Source organism: Bradyrhizobium guangzhouense, assembly GCF_004114955.1.
In the GTDB taxonomy this organism is placed as follows: Bacteria; Pseudomonadota; Alphaproteobacteria; order Rhizobiales; family Xanthobacteraceae; genus Bradyrhizobium; species Bradyrhizobium guangzhouense.
Genome location: NZ_CP030053.1, coordinates 6,010,320 through 6,026,170 on the forward strand (window position 1 = coordinate 6,010,320; position 15,851 = coordinate 6,026,170).

At 64.1% G+C, this 15,851-nt stretch carries 16 protein-coding genes; 7 read left to right on the plus strand and 9 right to left on the minus strand.

Annotated elements, in window-relative coordinates:
• The first annotated feature begins 28 nt into the window (after nucleotides 1-28).
• The 3 genes from XH91_RS28635 to XH91_RS28645 all read left to right on the plus strand — a co-directional run bounded on the left by XH91_RS28635 (nucleotide 29) and on the right by XH91_RS28645 (nucleotide 1,637).
• Entirely contained in the window at nucleotides 29-361 is a 333-nt protein-coding gene (locus XH91_RS28635; RefSeq protein ID WP_128953700.1) for an ArsR/SmtB family transcription factor, read from the plus strand.
• A gap of 20 nt (nucleotides 362-381) precedes the next feature.
• Nucleotides 382-708, plus strand: a complete 327-nt coding sequence (locus XH91_RS28640; protein WP_245470752.1) for a rhodanese-like domain-containing protein — start codon at nucleotides 382-384, stop codon at nucleotides 706-708.
• A 149-nt stretch (nucleotides 709-857) separates the two neighbouring features.
• Nucleotides 858-1,637 carry a sulfite exporter TauE/SafE family protein gene (locus tag XH91_RS28645; protein WP_164934293.1) on the plus strand — a complete coding sequence of 260 codons (780 nt, stop codon included), beginning with the start codon at nucleotides 858-860 and terminating at the stop codon, nucleotides 1,635-1,637.
• Between the two features lie 420 nt (nucleotides 1,638-2,057).
• On the opposite strand, the gene XH91_RS28650 is transcribed toward XH91_RS28645, so the two are convergent.
• Nucleotides 2,058-2,381: a hypothetical protein gene (locus XH91_RS28650; protein WP_128953702.1), complete on the minus strand. Its 324-nt coding sequence runs from the start codon at nucleotides 2,379-2,381 to the stop codon at nucleotides 2,058-2,060.
• A gap of 119 nt (nucleotides 2,382-2,500) precedes the next feature.
• Here XH91_RS28650 and XH91_RS28655 point away from each other — a divergent pair, with 119 nt between their 5' ends.
• A complete protein-coding gene (locus tag XH91_RS28655) occupies nucleotides 2,501-3,445 on the plus strand; it encodes an AraC family transcriptional regulator (protein ID WP_128953703.1) in 945 nt (314 codons plus the stop codon).
• A gap of 82 nt (nucleotides 3,446-3,527) precedes the next feature.
• Here the strand turns inward: XH91_RS28655 and XH91_RS28660 are convergent, their stop codons facing one another.
• The 6 genes from XH91_RS28660 to fliI all read right to left on the minus strand — a co-directional run bounded on the left by XH91_RS28660 (nucleotide 3,528) and on the right by fliI (nucleotide 10,010).
• On the minus strand, nucleotides 3,528-4,754 hold the full coding sequence (locus XH91_RS28660; protein ID WP_128953704.1) for an NAD(P)/FAD-dependent oxidoreductase: 1,227 nt from the start codon (nucleotides 4,752-4,754) through the stop codon (nucleotides 3,528-3,530).
• 119 nt (nucleotides 4,755-4,873) lie between these two features.
• On the minus strand, nucleotides 4,874-5,833 hold the full coding sequence (locus XH91_RS28665; RefSeq protein WP_128953705.1) for a helix-turn-helix transcriptional regulator: 960 nt from the start codon (nucleotides 5,831-5,833) through the stop codon (nucleotides 4,874-4,876).
• Nucleotides 5,834-6,131: 298 nt separating this feature from the next.
• Nucleotides 6,132-7,229 (minus strand): anti-sigma factor, encoded by a 1,098-nt coding sequence (locus tag XH91_RS28670; protein WP_128953706.1) that lies wholly within the window; start codon nucleotides 7,227-7,229, stop codon nucleotides 6,132-6,134.
• Nucleotides 7,230-7,266: 37 nt separating this feature from the next.
• Nucleotides 7,267-7,812 (minus strand): sigma-70 family RNA polymerase sigma factor, encoded by a 546-nt coding sequence (locus XH91_RS28675; protein WP_128953707.1) that lies wholly within the window; start codon nucleotides 7,810-7,812, stop codon nucleotides 7,267-7,269.
• Between the two features lie 319 nt (nucleotides 7,813-8,131).
• The gene (gene fliJ, locus XH91_RS28680; protein WP_128953708.1) at nucleotides 8,132-8,551 is read right to left on the minus strand and encodes a flagellar export protein FliJ; all 420 of its coding nucleotides are present in this window, start codon (nucleotides 8,549-8,551) and stop codon (nucleotides 8,132-8,134) included.
• 133 nt (nucleotides 8,552-8,684) lie between these two features.
• Entirely contained in the window at nucleotides 8,685-10,010 is a 1,326-nt protein-coding gene (fliI, locus tag XH91_RS28685; RefSeq protein WP_128953709.1) for a flagellar protein export ATPase FliI, read from the minus strand.
• 473 nt (nucleotides 10,011-10,483) lie between these two features.
• On the opposite strand from fliI, the gene ctrA reads away from it, so the two are divergent.
• Nucleotides 10,484-11,185 (plus strand): response regulator transcription factor CtrA, encoded by a 702-nt coding sequence (gene ctrA, locus XH91_RS28690; protein WP_008138878.1) that lies wholly within the window; start codon nucleotides 10,484-10,486, stop codon nucleotides 11,183-11,185.
• 86 nt (nucleotides 11,186-11,271) lie between these two features.
• Here the strand turns inward: ctrA and XH91_RS28695 are convergent, their stop codons facing one another.
• A complete protein-coding gene (locus XH91_RS28695; RefSeq protein ID WP_128953710.1) occupies nucleotides 11,272-12,855 on the minus strand; it encodes a hypothetical protein in 1,584 nt (527 codons plus the stop codon).
• Between the two features lie 71 nt (nucleotides 12,856-12,926).
• The gene (locus tag XH91_RS28700; protein ID WP_128953711.1) at nucleotides 12,927-14,744 is read right to left on the minus strand and encodes a CHAT domain-containing tetratricopeptide repeat protein; all 1,818 of its coding nucleotides are present in this window, start codon (nucleotides 14,742-14,744) and stop codon (nucleotides 12,927-12,929) included.
• A gap of 275 nt (nucleotides 14,745-15,019) precedes the next feature.
• On the opposite strand from XH91_RS28700, the gene XH91_RS28705 reads away from it, so the two are divergent.
• On the plus strand, nucleotides 15,020-15,424 hold the full coding sequence (locus XH91_RS28705; RefSeq protein WP_128953712.1) for a DUF350 domain-containing protein: 405 nt from the start codon (nucleotides 15,020-15,022) through the stop codon (nucleotides 15,422-15,424).
• Nucleotides 15,425-15,441: 17 nt separating this feature from the next.
• On the plus strand, nucleotides 15,442-15,849 hold the full coding sequence (locus tag XH91_RS28710) for a hypothetical protein (RefSeq protein ID WP_128953713.1): 408 nt from the start codon (nucleotides 15,442-15,444) through the stop codon (nucleotides 15,847-15,849).
• Nucleotides 15,850-15,851: the final 2 nt, after the last annotated feature.

The following is a 15,851-nucleotide window of genomic DNA, read 5'->3' on the forward strand; positions in this document are numbered from 1 at the left end:
CAACATCTAAAGTAAGAGAGATGGACCGATGGCGTCCCTAACGTTTGATCCGGAAAACTTCGAGAAGCAGGCCGTCGAGGTTGCCGCCATCTTGCGGGCGCTGGCCAATGAGCGCCGGTTGATGATCCTGTGCAAGCTCGTTGAATGCGGCGAGGACAACGTGAGTTCCCTCGCTGAAGCCGTGGGCCTGTCGCAATCGGCCCTGTCCCAGCACCTTGCGAAAATGCGCGAGGAGGGGCTCGTCGCGTTCCGAAGGGAGAGCCAAACGCTCTGGTATCGCATTGCCGATCCGCGCATCGAGCAGCTCTTCGCCACGTTCTACAGGCTGTTTTGCGCGCCTGTCAGAGCGAAAAGCCGATAAGCCAACAGAAGGAGCCAGGAATGTCGTTACCCACCATCAATCCCGCACAAGCGCGTAATCTCGTCGAGAAGGGCGCGATCCTCATCGATATCCGCGAAGCCGATGAGCACGCCCGCGAACGGATCGTGGGCGCTCGGAACTTGCCTCTGTCGAAACTCGACCAGGCCGACCTAGCGGCGCATCAGGGCAAGCAGGTCATCTTCCACTGCAAGAGCGGCGCCCGCACACAGATCAATGCGTCCCGCCTCGCATCGAAGCTGGACCGAAGCTGCGAAGCCTTCATCGTGGCAGGCGGGCTCGACGCATGGCGCAAGGCGGGGCTGCCGGTTGAAAGCGAGTGCCGTTGAGCCACCGGCTCAACGCCAAACGCAGATCGGTGCCGGACTGATCGTCGCGGCGGTCGCCGCCTTGTTGCATGGCCGTCCTGATGTGAGCGCCCCGGCATTGCCGGATGACCGCCTGCCGTCGCTGCCTGATGGCAATTGAGGAACGCATGATGCTATCCCTGACCCAAGGCGCGCTTGGTGTCGCCTCCGGCTCGCTGGTCGGCTTCTCGCTCGGGCTGGTCGGAGGCGGCGGGTCGATTCTGGCCGTCCCGCTCCTGATCTATCTGGTCGGGGTGGCGGATCCTCATGTCGCGATCGGGACCAGCGCCATCGCGGTTGCGGCGAACGCTGCCGCCAACCTGGCGAACCATGTCCGCGCCGGCAACGTGAAGTGGCGCTGCGCCTCGGTGTTCGCGCTCGCCGGCATCGCCGGCGCCTTTCTTGGCTCCACTCTCGGCAAGATCATCGACGGTCAGAATCTTCTCGCCTTGTTCGCCATTGTCATGATGGTCGTGGGCGCGCTGATGCTGAGGGGCCGTTCCGGCGAGGGAGAGCCGTCGGTGAGGCTCAATCGGGAAAATCTTCCGAAGCTCGTGGGCTTGGGCCTCGCCACCGGCGCCTTGTCCGGCTTCTTCGGGATCGGCGGTGGCTTCCTGATCGTGCCCGCTCTGATCGCCGCCACCGGCATGCCGATCTTGTACGCGGTCGGCTCTTCTCTCCTGGCGGTCACCGCGTTCGGGCTGACAACTGCGGCCAACTACGCCGTGTCCGGCCTTGTGGATTGGTCTCTCGCGGGGCTGTTCATCGTCGGCGGCGTTGTTGGAGGGCTTCTCGGCGCCCGCTCCGCAACCTCCCTTGCTGGCCGCAAGGGCGCGTTGAACACCGTGTTTGCGGCGCTCATATTCGCGGTTGCGATCTACATGCTGGTACGGAGTCTCGGCCTGATGTGACGCTTTCCTCAGCGTTTGTTCCTCAGAGCGGTCTCGCCGAGGGATAAACTGCGGAGACGTTCCATTCTTCCAGGCGTCCGCCCCCGAGACGGGCTGCGGTGCAAAGCCCGCCAGATCCTCGCGTGCCTTTTCTCTCGGTGACAGAGAAATCAATCGTTCCCCCGCCCAAGTCAGGAGGGGCACGGCTAAAGCAGACGTCAAAACGACTTACCGCCGGCGGGGGAGCGGCGCTGGTGAAGGCAAGTCCCGTTGCCAGATCGTCCCGTTGTCGAACTGGATCAGCAGTCCGTCTGGCGAGTAGACTGCGCTCAGATTGAAGCTTGCTTTGCACTTGCGATCGGATATCGGCGGTGTAGCTGTCATCTGGCTACCGCCGGCTCGACCGGTATTGTTTTGCCGTAGGCCGTTCGTGCTCCCGATCTAGGCCGAGCAAACTTGAGACGGAGCAACAACCAGGCCCTCAATTCGTTTCCGGGCGGCTTCGATCAGCACTTTGATTCCTTGTGATTGCTCGATGAGCTGATGGACCGCCGGCTCTTGGCTGAAGTCCGACAGGACGATCCGGATGCATGCGTTGGCGGTATCGAAAATCCGCAAAATTCTGGCCATCTCGCCCGGCGTAAGGCTCTCGATCTGCATGCGGGATACGAAAGTCTCGACCTCCGCCGAGATTCGACGCAAGCGCTGCATTGCCACGGCCGCCGATGGTGCGGACCGTTGATTGAAGGGCACGACCTTGGACATGCGGCGTTTCCAATTATTAGCAATTGTACTTTTAGTATGCCGATGATCATATAACCCGCAACGACCGTGCTTATCGGAATTCGGTCAAACTGATCCCCTCAACAGCTCGGTGCAGACCCGTGCCATTTTCGAAGCTGAAGCAATCTGCTCATCTGAGACTGCAACGCGTTTCAAGCCCCGACGAATTCCGGGCCATCGGATTCCTGGATATTGAGCGCCACGCCTTGCTCGGGCCGTATTTTTACGGTCGCGCCATTACCGCGCTACCGGGCGCGCTGCTCATGCTCGAGCACACATCGCCTCGCGCCCTCTCGGGTTTGATGAACGCGATGGGTTGCACCGTCGTCGTGCCAATGAGCAACCCTACGCATGCCGTGTTCAACGGGAGAACATGGAGCGCGTCCGAAGTCGGATTGCTCAGAAGCGAGATTTTGCTCGATCTCCACGAGCCCGCTCCGAATACCTTCGCTGTCATCAGGTTCGCTTCCGACATGCAGAATCGCGGCTGGGAGGAGTCGGAAGGAAAATTGCATTTGTACGATGCGGGCGGCGAGCAGCTTGCGCGCCTGCAACACGTCATTCGATGCGCGTTCGCCTTGTCTTGCACGCCGATTGATCACCGGCAATTTGCATTCGTCGCGGAAACGCTGCGGGATGAATTGATGGATGCATTGGATAACCTGCTGGTCCTCGGGAGCGATCGACGTTCAAGCCAACGCGCCTTCGAAAGGCATCGCAAGCTGGTTGCGAAGCTCGATGAATTTGCGCATTCGCATCCGGAGATTCCTCTTTACAGCGAGGCCCTGGCCAGGGAGCTGGGAACGTCGGTTCGAACGCTGCAGCTGGCCGTCCAGGCAATTCACGGAGCGAGCCTGCATCAGCATCTCCGCAACAAAAGACTATGGTCGCTGCGCGCGCAACTCGCACGGGGCATGCCGGCAACGTCGGTTTCATCGGCGGCTTTCGCCAACGGTTTTTCGCACATGGGCGAGCTATCGCACCTCTACAAGGTCACGTTTGGAGAACTGCCGTCCGAGACGCTTCTGCGAAGCAAGGGCAGCTGAGCCGCTTGCGAAGCACGCCGGACAAGTGACCACAGGCGCACACCTGAAGCGCGCCGAGACTTGTGGGCTGCGCACCCCCGGCTCATCGGCGCGGCGCCCCATAGGTGGGCGGCGGCGCCTGCACCATCGGCGCGGCGGCGGCGAACAGGTCGTCCTTGCTGCCAGTCAGCGGCGGGTAGATGCGCTTGCGGTTGATGGTCTGCTTGGTTGCCTTGGCGGCCTGACCCGAGTTGCGCACCTCGCGACCCCAGCCTTCGGTGTAGAGCGCGCCCCAATCGCCGAGGTCGAGCACGGTGACGTACCAGTCGATCCGCAGCGGCAGCATCGGCTGGCCGACCAGATCAGCCACCACATTGTGGCCGGCGAAGCGGCCCATCGGGCGGGCGAACTGGCACGACATCACGGTCGGATGCAAGCCATCAACCACGCTGGAGGCGACGTCGCCGGCGGCGAACACGCCGGGCAGATCCGCAACCCGCATGAACGGATCGACCAAAAGGCGCCCGAGCCGATCGCGCGCGCCCGGAAAATTTTCGGCGAGCCGGCTCGCGCGCATGCCGGCGCACCAGATCACCGTCTGCGCCGGGATGAACTCGCCCGAGTTCAGGCGAACACCTGAAGCGTCGACCGATGCGACCTGCACGCCGAGCCGCGTCTCGACTTCGAGCGACGAAAGCGCCGTCTCGATGATGGGGCGTGCATGGTCGCCGATCGTAGCGCCGACCGCCGGATTGGGATCGACCAGGACGATGCGCCGGCTGCCATGGATACCCGCGCGCACCAAGCGCTCAGGCATTTCGGCGGCAACCTCGATGCCGGTGAAGCCGGCGCCCACAACCACGACAGTCGATCGTCCCGGCGACGGCGCGCTGCGTCCGAGCGAGATGAGATGACCCTCGAGACGAAGCGCCGCAGCATAGCTGTCGACGTCGAATGCGTGTTCGGCGAGGCCCGGAATATCGGGCCGCGTCACTTCACTGCCGAGGGCGAGCACGAGGCGGTCGTAACCCAGCTTCTCCTTGCCGCTGCTCGTGACCAGCGAGATGGCGCGGCGCACGGGGTCGATGGCTTCGACCTCGCCGATGCCATGCACGACGTCGACCGGATCGAGCAGCTGTGCAAGCGGCAGCGCGACCTCGCTGAGATCGACCTCGTAATTGCGCACGCGGATGTTGTGATAGGGGTTGCGGTCGATGAGGCGGATCTCGATGTCGCGGCCGGCATCACCGATCGCCTCGCGCAGGCGCGCGGCGCCGATGGCCGCCCACAGGCCCGCAAACCCGGCGCCGAGCACGACGATACGCGCCATGTCCGTTGACTTCGATGCTTCCAGGGATCCGGTGATCCGCCCCGCGCAGGCAGATATAGCTCATCCGGACGGATCGACCAAATACAGCCGCGATGCGCGGCTGCACAAAATCGGGAGGCTCAGGCCTCGCGCAGTTCCGACGGCGTCGCGCCAAAGCGCTTGCGGAAGGCGCGGTTGAAATAGGACAGATCGGAGAAGCCCGAGGAATGCGCGATGTCGCTGATCTTGCGCGCCCGTGCCCGGGGATCGCCGAGCAGTTTGCGCGCCAGCAGCAGTCGCTGCTCCAGCACGAATTCGGTGAAGGTGGTGCCGGCCTGCTCGAACAGCCGCTGTGCCTGGCGCGGGCTCAGGCCAGAGCGGGTCGCGACCTCGGACAGGCAGAGATCGTTGCGGCCGAGTGCCGCCATCACGTCGGCGCGCATGAGATCGAGACGGGCCGCCGCATGACCCCGGCCGCGCGCGAGCGCGGCATGCTCGGCATCGGTGCCGAGCAGGAGGCCGACGAGATCGACCATGTGCTGGGCGGTCAGGCGCTGGCCGACCGCGTCGAGATGCGGCGCCTGATGCGCGGCGAGCCCGTGATAGCGGAAGATGGTCTCGGCGACGGCGCCGTCGGACAGCACCTGCGACAGCTTGTCCTCGGCGCGCGGATTGATGTCGAGCAGCGCGCGGCGCGGCATGCGGATCGTGGTGAAGCGGTTCTCGTCGGTGTGACCGACGCTGCCGGTGATGCTCATGTCGGCCAGCACCATCTGCGCCGGCGCGAGCTCGACCGTATGGCCGTTCTGCCTGACGTTGACGAGGCCGGCATGGGCGGCGATCAGCACGAGATCGTCACTGCCGTCGGCAAGGCCGCTCTGCGTGCGCGAATATTGCGCGGAGGCCCCTTCGGGAATGGCGAGTGTGATGTTGTCGACCACGCTGACCTGCAACCGGCAATCGATGCTGTCGCCATGGCTCGGCCCGATCTCGAGGCCACAGGCCCCGAGCGCCCGCTCGCGCCATTGTTCGAACGCCGGCCCCTGCGGCAGGCCTGAATATTGGTGGACAAGAATGCCCGGCGGCTTGGCTGCATCCATTTGATTTCTAGCCCCTTCCCGGCACCATGATCGGTCGTGCCGACTGCAATTCCGGGCATTTGACGCCGCGGAATGGACAGAGGTTCAAATCGGATGCGGATTTGGCCGGACTTGTCGGATTGCGACGGCTGAATGGACCATGGCGACATCGCAGATATTCGCGCAAACCACTCGGTCATACCCCGCGCAGGCGGGGTATCCAGTACGCCGTGGCGGTCATTGGGTTCACACAACTTCCCCCGCGGCGTACTGGATCGCCCGCCTTCGCGGGCGATGACGGCTAGCGCTTGGATGAATCCTACTTCTTCGCAGGCGCCTGCGGCTGGGACGGCGGCACGGTCTCGATCAGCTTGCCGGAAAACACCGGGGCCGAGGTCGGCTGGCCGCTGGGCGAGCCGCCCGACGGCTCGACGGTGACGGCGTAGGTCGCACCATTGACGACGTCGGCATCGTAGCCCGCGAGGACCGGACGCGCCGTGAAATCGCCGTTTCCGATCACACCCAGCGAACGGGGGCGCGGCAGCTTGTCGGAGATCAGCCAGAGCTCGAAGCTCTTGCCCGGCTCGGGCGTCGCGCCGACCTTGCGCACCGTGAAGTTCTTGGTCGCGCCATCAATGGTGAGGATGAAGGCGGGACCACCGTTCTGGCCCTGCAATAGCGCGACATATTGCGCGGGCAAGGACGACGGCGCAGACGGTGACTTGACCTCGACGGTCTGGATGCGCGGCGCGGGCCGCAGCGCGCCAGGCAGCGCATCGGGCGAAAGGATCTGGAGTGACAGCGTCACCAGCAGTGCTGCCGCGAGCGCTCCCACGGCGGAGGCGATGGTGCGCCAGCGTTTCACACGGCTCTCGAGATCGATCACGTTGGAATTGTCGACGACCGGCACCTGCGTTACCGGCGCAATGCGCGGGTCGGGCGCATGGGTCTGCGGAATGAATTGCGGCGCGAGGTCGGAAATGACGTCAGTGTCGGAGCGTGGCGGTGCCGGCGGCTGCACGTCCGGCGAAGGAGCTTGCTGCGATGGCAGCTCTGGAGACGAGGGCTCTTGGGTGGAAGGCTCGCGCGATGAAAGCTCCGATGACGAGAGCTCCGGCAACGGCGGAGGCGGCGCATCCACCAGCACCGGCGGCGCCTCGAGCGAGCCTTGCTCCGAATCTGGTGTCGATACCGTCTGTGCGATCTCGCGCTTGATGTTCTCCCACACGATCGGCCGCGGCTCGATCGTGCCGACCATCTGGTTGAGGACGCCGAGCCGGAATTGCCAGGCCTGCACGATCGCGGCGAACTCCTGGTCCACCGTCATCATGGCCGCGACCTGCGCGCGCTCGTCGGCATCGAGTGTGCCGAGTGCATATTCCGCGGCAAGCGCGATATTGTCCTCGCTGTAGGCCATCAATTGCAGTCCAACACCACCCTCATGATCGAAGCCCTCACAGTCCGAGGCACTCCCGGATATCCAGCATGCTGCGCCGCAGCCACGTCTTCACCGTGTTGACGGGCGCTGCGAATTTCTCCGCCAATTGCTCGCGGCTCCAGCCGTTGTAGTACGCGAGGAGCACGAGCCGCTGGCGGTCCGGCTCGAGCCGGCCAATACATTCCAGGAGCCGCTTCAGCTCCTCGGACATCTCCCGGCGCGCCAGGGGATCGGGACTGTCGGCGGCGACTTCCATCGCCTGCGGCTCCTCCTCGATCGAGGCTTCGGTCTTCTTGCGCACGATATCGATGGCGCGGTTGCGCGCGATCGACGCCATCCACGTGATCGGCGAGGACAGCTGCGCATTGAACTGGCCGGCATTGTTCCAGATCTTGACGTAGGTCTCCTGAATGACCTCCTCTGCGAGATCCTGTCGGCGCAAGATACGGAGCACGACGCCATAGAGTTTCGCGCGCGTGGCGGCGTAAAGGCGCTCGAACGCGGCCTGATCGCGCCTCGCCACCGCCTCAATCAGCCCGACCAGCTCTGCTGGCGTCAGCATTCAGCCCCCCAACGCGCGGCGTGGCGCCTCGCTTCACCTCTCCCCGACGGGGAGAGGTCGATTTGCGCAGCAAATCGGGTGAGGGGGCGGAGGGCTAACGGGAGACCGTAACCCCTCACCCGGCGCTCCGCGCCGACCTCGCCCAAGGGAGAGGTGGACACCGCCGTCGCTGGCACAGCATTCATTGCCGCCACCATAGCGCGCGGCCGAGCCCGTCACCAAGAGGCGGTGCGCCGCGCTGTGGACAGGACACGCAAAAACCCGGACCTTGCGGGTCCGGGCTCGCAAATTCCTGGAGGTTTTGACTGCGGGCTGCCGCTTAGGCGACGGCGCCGATCCGGGAGCGCATCAGGCCGATGCTGTCGAGATCAGCCTGCTCGCGGGCGTTTTCCTCGGCGCGCTCGCGGGCCTGGTCGCGCTCGTCCAGCAACTCGACCTTCTTCAGCTCCTCGAAAGCCTCGCCGAGCGCGGCCTTGGCTTCCTCGAGCTGGCCCTTCAGCTCGTCGGCCGAGCGGGTCAGGTTCTCGCGGCGCTGGATGGCGGCCTTGGCATAGGTCGGATAGGCGAAATGCGCGGGGTCGTTGATCCCGGCGCGGTCCTGCTCGGTCTGGATCTCGCGATCGAGATCGGTCGACATCCGCTGGAAGTCGGCGATCATGGACTCGATCTGGGCGACCCGGCGGCGCTTCTCGTCGACCTGAAACTTCTTCAGGCGGATGAGGGTATCACGTGACTTCATCGACTCGTACTCCCCAGAAGTCCCTTGGCTGCAAGACATACACACATTGGGACGACACCGGTCTCCCCACTGGCCCCGTCAGGGCCAAGACCGGCTCTGCTACTCTGTGGGAACGGATGATGACGGGACAAAGTTAGCGTTCCGTTTCCAAATTACCGAGGATTTGCGCCAACTGGCGGTAGCCGTCGGCCAGCGAGGCATTTTCGTCCTTGCGCTGGCGCAGGAAGGCTTCGAGCGGCTCGTGCAGGCGGATGGCCTCGTCGACCTCGGGGCTGGAGCCCGCCCGGTAGGCCCCGAGCCGGATCAGCTCTTCCATATCGGCGTAAGTCGCCATCACCGCCCGCGCCCTCTGGATAACAGGCCAGAACTGCGGGTCGGCCGATTTCGGCATGGTGCGGGAGACGGATTTGAGAATGTTGATGGCGGGGTAGCGGCCTCGCTCGGCGATCGAGCGCTGCATCACGATGTGGCCGTCGAGAATGCCGCGGACGGCGTCCGCGATCGGCTCGTTGTGATCGTCACCATCGACGAGCACCGTGAAGATCGCGGTGATGGCGCCCTCCCCGAGGCCCGGGCCGGCGCGCTCGAGCAGCTTTGGCAGCTCGGTGAAAACGGTCGGCGTATAGCCCTTGGCGGTCGGCGGCTCGCCGGCGGACAGGCCGATCTCGCGCTGCGCCATGGCAAAGCGCGTCACGGAGTCCATCAGGCAGAGCACGTCCTGGCCCTCGTCGCGAAAATATTCGGCGACCGCGAGCGTCAGATAAGCGGCCTGCCGCCGCATCAAGGCCGGCTCATCGGAGGTCGCAACCACCACGACGGAGCGTGCGAGGCCCTCCTCGCCGAGGTCGTCCTGCAGGAATTCCTGCACCTCGCGGCCGCGTTCGCCGATCAGCCCGATGACGCTGACGGCGGCATCGACGTTGCGCGCGAGCATCGACAGCAGCACCGACTTGCCGACGCCAGAGCCGGCGAAGATGCCCATGCGCTGGCCGCGGCAGCAGGTGAGGAAGGTGTTCATGGCGCGCACGCCGAGATCGAGCGGCGCGCCGACGCGCTTCCGCGAATGCGCCGGCGGCGGCGAATTGCGGTACGGCATCGGCGAGGCGCCCTGCGGCAACGGCCCCTTGCCGTCGATCGGCTCGCCCAGCGCATTGACGACGCGGCCGAGCCAGGCCGGCGACGGACGCACCTGATTGGCGGCATTGGCGATGACGGCCTTGCAGCCACGGCGCACACCGTCGAGGCCGGCGAACGGCATCACCACCGCATTGCTGCCGGAGAAGCCGATCACCTCGCAAGGGATCGAGCGGTTGGCGCCGGTCTCGATGACGAGGCGCGCGCCGACCGACATCGCATGGATCGGACCGGCCACCTCGACCATCAACCCGCGAACGCCGACCACGCGGCCATAGATGTTGATGCCGTCGATATCGCCGATCTGTTCGGCAAGGGCTTTCATAGAGCAGCCTTCATGGAGCAGCCTTCATAGCGGGGCCTTGATCAAGAGCGCGCCTTCACGACAGCCTTCATCAAGGTGGTCGCCTTCGATATCCGGGGCCTCACGGGGAAACCCTTAAATTTCGCCATATTTCTGAACGGCGCTTAACTTCGTGTTTACCCGCATCATTAATCATTGCGTCACTGTCTTTGTGACTGAGCGTGGCTCCCCTTCAGAAGAAGGCTGAGTCGCGGGAGTCGGTTAGGCCCGTCTCTTAAAGTGGAACTTGAACGGAGCCGGATAACGAAAGCTGCTTCGCGCGCAAGACCTTAGGGCGATTCGAGAAAAATTGCACCGGGGGGACTTGCGTTCCAGAATCAGGATTTGTTAACCATCTGTTGTCAGGATCCGAATCAGTTGTTCAAAGGCGTTTTGTTGAGTGCCGCGAATGCGGCCGACCTGACGCCCAGGAGCGGCGACTATGGGGAACTGGCATGCGCGTTTTGCTGATTGAAGATGACAGCGCCGTCGCGCAGTCGATCGAGCTGATGCTGAAGTCTGAGAGCTTCAACGTCTACACGACCGATTTGGGGGAAGAAGGCGTCGATCTCGGTAAATTATACGATTACGACATTATTCTTCTCGACCTTAACCTGCCCGACATGTCCGGTTACGATGTGCTCAAGCAGCTTCGGGTCTCCAAGATCAAGACACCGATCCTGATCCTCTCCGGCCTCGCCGGCATCGAGGACAAGGTCAAGGGTCTCGGCGTCGGCGCCGACGACTACATGACCAAACCCTTCCACAAGGACGAGCTGGTTGCCCGCATCCACGCGATCGTGCGCCGCTCCAAGGGTCACGCCCAGTCGGTCATCCAGACCGGCGACCTCGTCGTCAACCTCGACACCAAGACGGTCGAAGTCGGCGGCCAGCGCGTGCACCTGACCGGCAAGGAGTACCAGATGCTGGAGCTGCTCTCGCTCCGCAAGGGTACCACCCTGACCAAGGAAATGTTCCTCAACCACCTCTATGGCGGCATGGACGAGCCCGAGCTGAAGATCATCGACGTCTTCATCTGCAAGCTCCGCAAGAAGCTCGCCAACGCGTCCGAGGGCCGCAACTTCATCGAGACCGTGTGGGGCCGCGGCTACGTGCTGCGCGAGCCGCACGAGCACGAAGAGCGCATCCCCGCCTGATCCGTTTACGTCGCGAGCCCCACGGGCTCGCTCCTCCCAGCCTGGACCCCGCCGCAAATGGCGGGGTTTTGTTTTTTGGGGCTTGGTCAGGCGCCGGCGAGCACGGGGCTGGCCATGGCCGGGCTCCTCACCGGAACGCGCGAGGCGGCCTCGCGCAGCCAGGCCATCAACGCGTAGCCGATGATGAAGCCGAAGGCGAAGGTCGGCAGCACGAAGGACCAGAAGAACGTCCAGCCGGAGACGGCGTCGACGACATCCATCACCGGCATCGGGCTGATCTTGTGGATGGCGAGCAGCAGCCACAGCAGCACCGTCATGCCGCCGCCGAAGACGAGGCCATCGCGCATCCGCCGCGTCTTGCGCGACCGCTTGCCCCAGATCGAGTCCTGCACCAGCAGCGCCGCCATCGCCGCGATCCCCCAGGGGAAGATCAGAACCGGCAGCTCGTGCAGGACGACGTCGAGATAGGGCCTTTGCGGAAACTGGTAGAAGTCGAACGCCGCCTGGACGGGAAACAGGATCAGCGCACCCCAGAGGCCGATCGTCAGGATGAAGCCGACCGGCAGCCGGCCGAAAATGTTCTCGTTCGCGAACGCGTATTGCCGCTTGAAATAATAGACCAGCCAGAAGTTCACGATCAGATACAGCGGCGTCATCAGCAGCGTCCGCATCATGCCGACATATTGGTCGCCGGGCATGTGGACGATCTTGCCTGACCCGAGCAGCCAGGCGAGGCACCAGACGAAGCCGAAGCCCGCCGCGACCGCGACGAATTTCGCAAAGCCCGGAGGCGCCGGCTCCAGCGTGAAGCCGATCGCGCCAAGCCGCTGCCGGCTGCGGGCAAAGGTCCATTCGCCGGCGAGAGCTGCGCGCGCGGCGAACAGCAGCAGATTGTTGAGCAGCGCGTCCATGTCCTTGCGCAGATCCTCCAGCATGCATCCGGCCGCGGTCTGGGCGGCGAGCTGAAGCTGGCTGACCACGGTGTGGCGGGTCGAGAGCTTGTCGAGCGCCTGCCAGTCGTCGGGCTCGACATGGCTGTCCTCCATGATCGCACCGTAGATCTCGGCGCTGCTCTTGAGCACGCGGACGGTGCGGAAGCAGAGCGCGTCATAGACCGCGAGCAGCTCCGCATAGAGATCGGAATTGCGCTCCATGAAGGCCTGATGCTCAGAGGCCCAGCGCTCCAGATGAAGCATCAGCGCGGAAATCTTGAGGAAGCGCGACTGGATCGCGGTCGACTGCGTGGCGCGGAAATCTTCGACCTGGTAGCCGACCCTGGACAGCTTGCGCTGCAGGCTCGGCATGTCGTCCGGACCGACCTGGAAGGGAGCGGCGGCCAGCGTCTCGCGCAGCGCGAGCGCGCTGACGGGAATGCCGGCCAGCTCCTGGCAGAATTTGCGCCACGCCTTCGGCGCCACCGGAACGAGCCAGACGAACATCAGCAGCCAGACCGAAGCGAGCGGCGACAGTTTGTCGGGCAGAATGGCGTAGATCACCAGGAACGGCGTGATGAAGACCGCGAGGCCGAACAGGAACAGCGGCCGCGTCGTGAACGAGCGCGTGCCCTTCATCGTATGGAAGCGGAACCAGTAGAACAAGACGACCAGAAGCGGTCCGCCGAAGGACTCGAAGATCGCATTCAAGGGGTCGACGACATGAGCGAGCGGCACGATGAACTCCTATTGCTAGGGTTCGCTGTTGAAAAGGCGCGCCGGACACTGCATCCGGCGATCGCATGAAATCAGGCAGCCTGCGCGACCATCTTGGCCTTCTGGACCAGGAGATCGATATTGTCGGGAGCCAGCGCAATCGCGCTGTCCATATCGTTCTGGGCCTTCACCACGTCCTTGATCTGGGCATAGGCATTGGCGCGCGACACCAGATATTTCGGCTCGTTCTCGTTGGTCGCGATCGCCGTGCCGAATGCCTTGATCGCCTCCTCGACATAGCCGCGCTTGTCGTCGGTGCCGGCGGCCGTCATGCTGACGATGCCCTTGATCCAGTAGAACTCGGCGTTCTTCGGCTTGAGCTTGATCGCTTCGGTGATGTCGCTCAGCGCATTCTCGTAGAGACCGACCGTGACGTTGAAATTGGCTCTTCGCACGAAATATTCCGGCTTGGCCGGATCGAGCTTGAGCATATAGGCGAAGCTCGCCGCGGCCTTCGGGATCTGCTTCTGCTTGTGCTGGAGCGTGCCGAGATCGAAATAGACCTTTGCGAGCTGGACCGAGAGCTCGGTATCGTCGGCCAGGAGGCCGTGCAGCTCCTGTCCGCGGCGTGTCAAATCCTCCAGCGCCTCGATCGTCGTCGGGGCGATCAGCAGCGCCTCCATGAACTCGTCGCGGCGCTGTTGCAGCAGCTCCTTCGAGGGCCGCGCCGCTTCGGGCGGCGCCACCTGCGGCTGCGGCGCCTCGACGTCGAAGATCCGGCCGTCCGGCGAGCGCATGTAGAGGACCGGAATGCCCCACTCGACCCGCGACTTCTCCTGGATGAATTTGCGCGCGAGCGTCACCGCATCGTCGATGGGACGGTTGCCGGCGAGCGCGGCGTAGAATCCTTCCGACATCGAGATCGCGGCGTTGTCGGTGATCGGAAACTGCATGGCCACCACGGCGGGCAGCCATCCGGTCTTCATCAAGCCGATCGCAGGATTGCCGAAGCGGTCGCCGACATTGATCCTGGCGCTCTCGCAGCAATTGAGCACGATCAGGCGCAGGCTGCGCCGTGCTCCCGTCAGCATCATCGCAAGGTCGGACGCGAACTTCTTCACCGGCTTGCCGTCCTCGTCGACCATGACGACGAAGCCGCTGGCACCCGCGCCGGGCAAGGCTTCCTCGACCCCGCCATGCCCGATGAAGTGGAAGATGTGCCACTCGCCTTCCAGCAGCTTCTTCATCAGGTCTTTGCCGGTCCCGCCGGGGACCCACTGGAAATCCACCTTGCCTGCGTGCTGGAGCGCATCGATGCCCTTGTTGATGCGGTCGCGCTCCTTGACGACGTTGAGCTTCGGCCATTCGCTGGTCGAGGGATCGGCGATCATGCCGAGGATGCGCAGCGGTCCCTTGACGCCCATCCGGCCGACGCCGCCCGCGGTCTCGAGATAGCGCACGATGGGACGCGTCAGGCTGACGAAGCCCGGCATGTCGTCTTCGTCGTAGAGATATTCCCAGGGCAATCCGGCAAGGTCGGCGGCCTCGATGCGCAGCTTGATCCTCAGATCCTGCGCCGCGCCCTTGCTGCGCTCATAGATCCGCTGGATCGAGGGCACGTCGGTGAAGACGCTGCGAAACACGCCGCGGCCGAAATCGCGCAGCACCTGCTCGCCGCGCGTGGTCGGGCCCTGGCGGTTCTTCTCGTCGATCTCGAGGACGGCGTTTTCCAGCTCGCCGCGCAGCTTGGCCAGCTCGCCGGGCGCGGAGAACCAGAACTTCACCAGGCTCTTCGGCGCCTCGCCCGCCGGCGACCTGACGACCCGGCCGTAATATTGCTGAGGACCGCCGCCCACGGGCAGATCGGAGCCGATCTCGAGCTCGAAATCTTCGTATTCGGCAATAGGCATTTTGAGCCTCACTCAACAAGATTCTTGACCTGAACGAAGTATCCCTCGAATGAGCGCGGCCGATCGAAAATGCCGGGCGACCGCAAAACAATGCCTCAGACTATCACACACAACCTCGAGACGCATTTGTGAAGCATGTCTCATGCGGCCCGGATTTTTGTGCGGCGCCTGCGCGCACGCGGCGGCGGTAGTTTCTGGGGATCGAACCTGGCGGCCCGGTGCAGCGACTAAGCGATCGTGCCAGAATTTGCGCCGCAACCGTCGGACCTCCCCTCATGATCCTGCAATCGCTCGCCGGCCTGCCCGCCTTCCTGGTCTATTTCTGCACCGGGCTGATCGCGATAGTGGCATATCTGCTCGTCTACACGCGGATCACGCCGCACAACGAGTTCCAGCTGATCCGCGACAACGACCCTGCCGCGGCGATCGCGCTCGGCCTCAGCCTGCTCGGCTTCGTGGCGCCGCTGTTCAGCGCGATCGCCCATTCGGCCAACGTGCTGGACTGCCTGGTCTGGGCTTTCATCGCACTGATCGTGCAGGTCGCCGTGTTCTACATCGTCAAGATCCCGGTACCGAACCTGTCGGGACGGATCGCCGCAGGCGAGCTCGCGCCCGCCATCTGGCTCGGGCTGTCCTCGCTTGCCGCGGGCCTTTTGAATGCCGCCTGCATGATCTACTGACATGGTAGCGAACTGACATGGTCAACAAGCCTCCCAATCAGGAGTTCGGCAAACGCCGGCCGCGCCTGCCGGCGGACCTGCCGCTACCACCGCGGGAGCCGGTGAAGCGCTCGGGGCATGTCGCACTGCTGGTGATGGGAACGATCGCGGTCGGCACCACAGCCTTCATGCTGACGCCGCGGCGAAACTGCGACCCCACACCTCCCGGGGCGTCAGTCCCCGGGGCGGCGCCAGTGCAGACCAGCACCAACTGCAGTAGCAGCTCATCTGGCGGCAGCGGTTCGCACTGGTCGTCGCGATCGAGCTTCTATAGCAGCGACTCCTCAACCCATTCCTCGTCGGGAGGCTCGTCCGATGGAGGCTCAGCCGGCGTCACGCGCGGCGGCTTCGGCTCGTTCGCGCATGCCTTCTCGGGCGGCAGCTGACT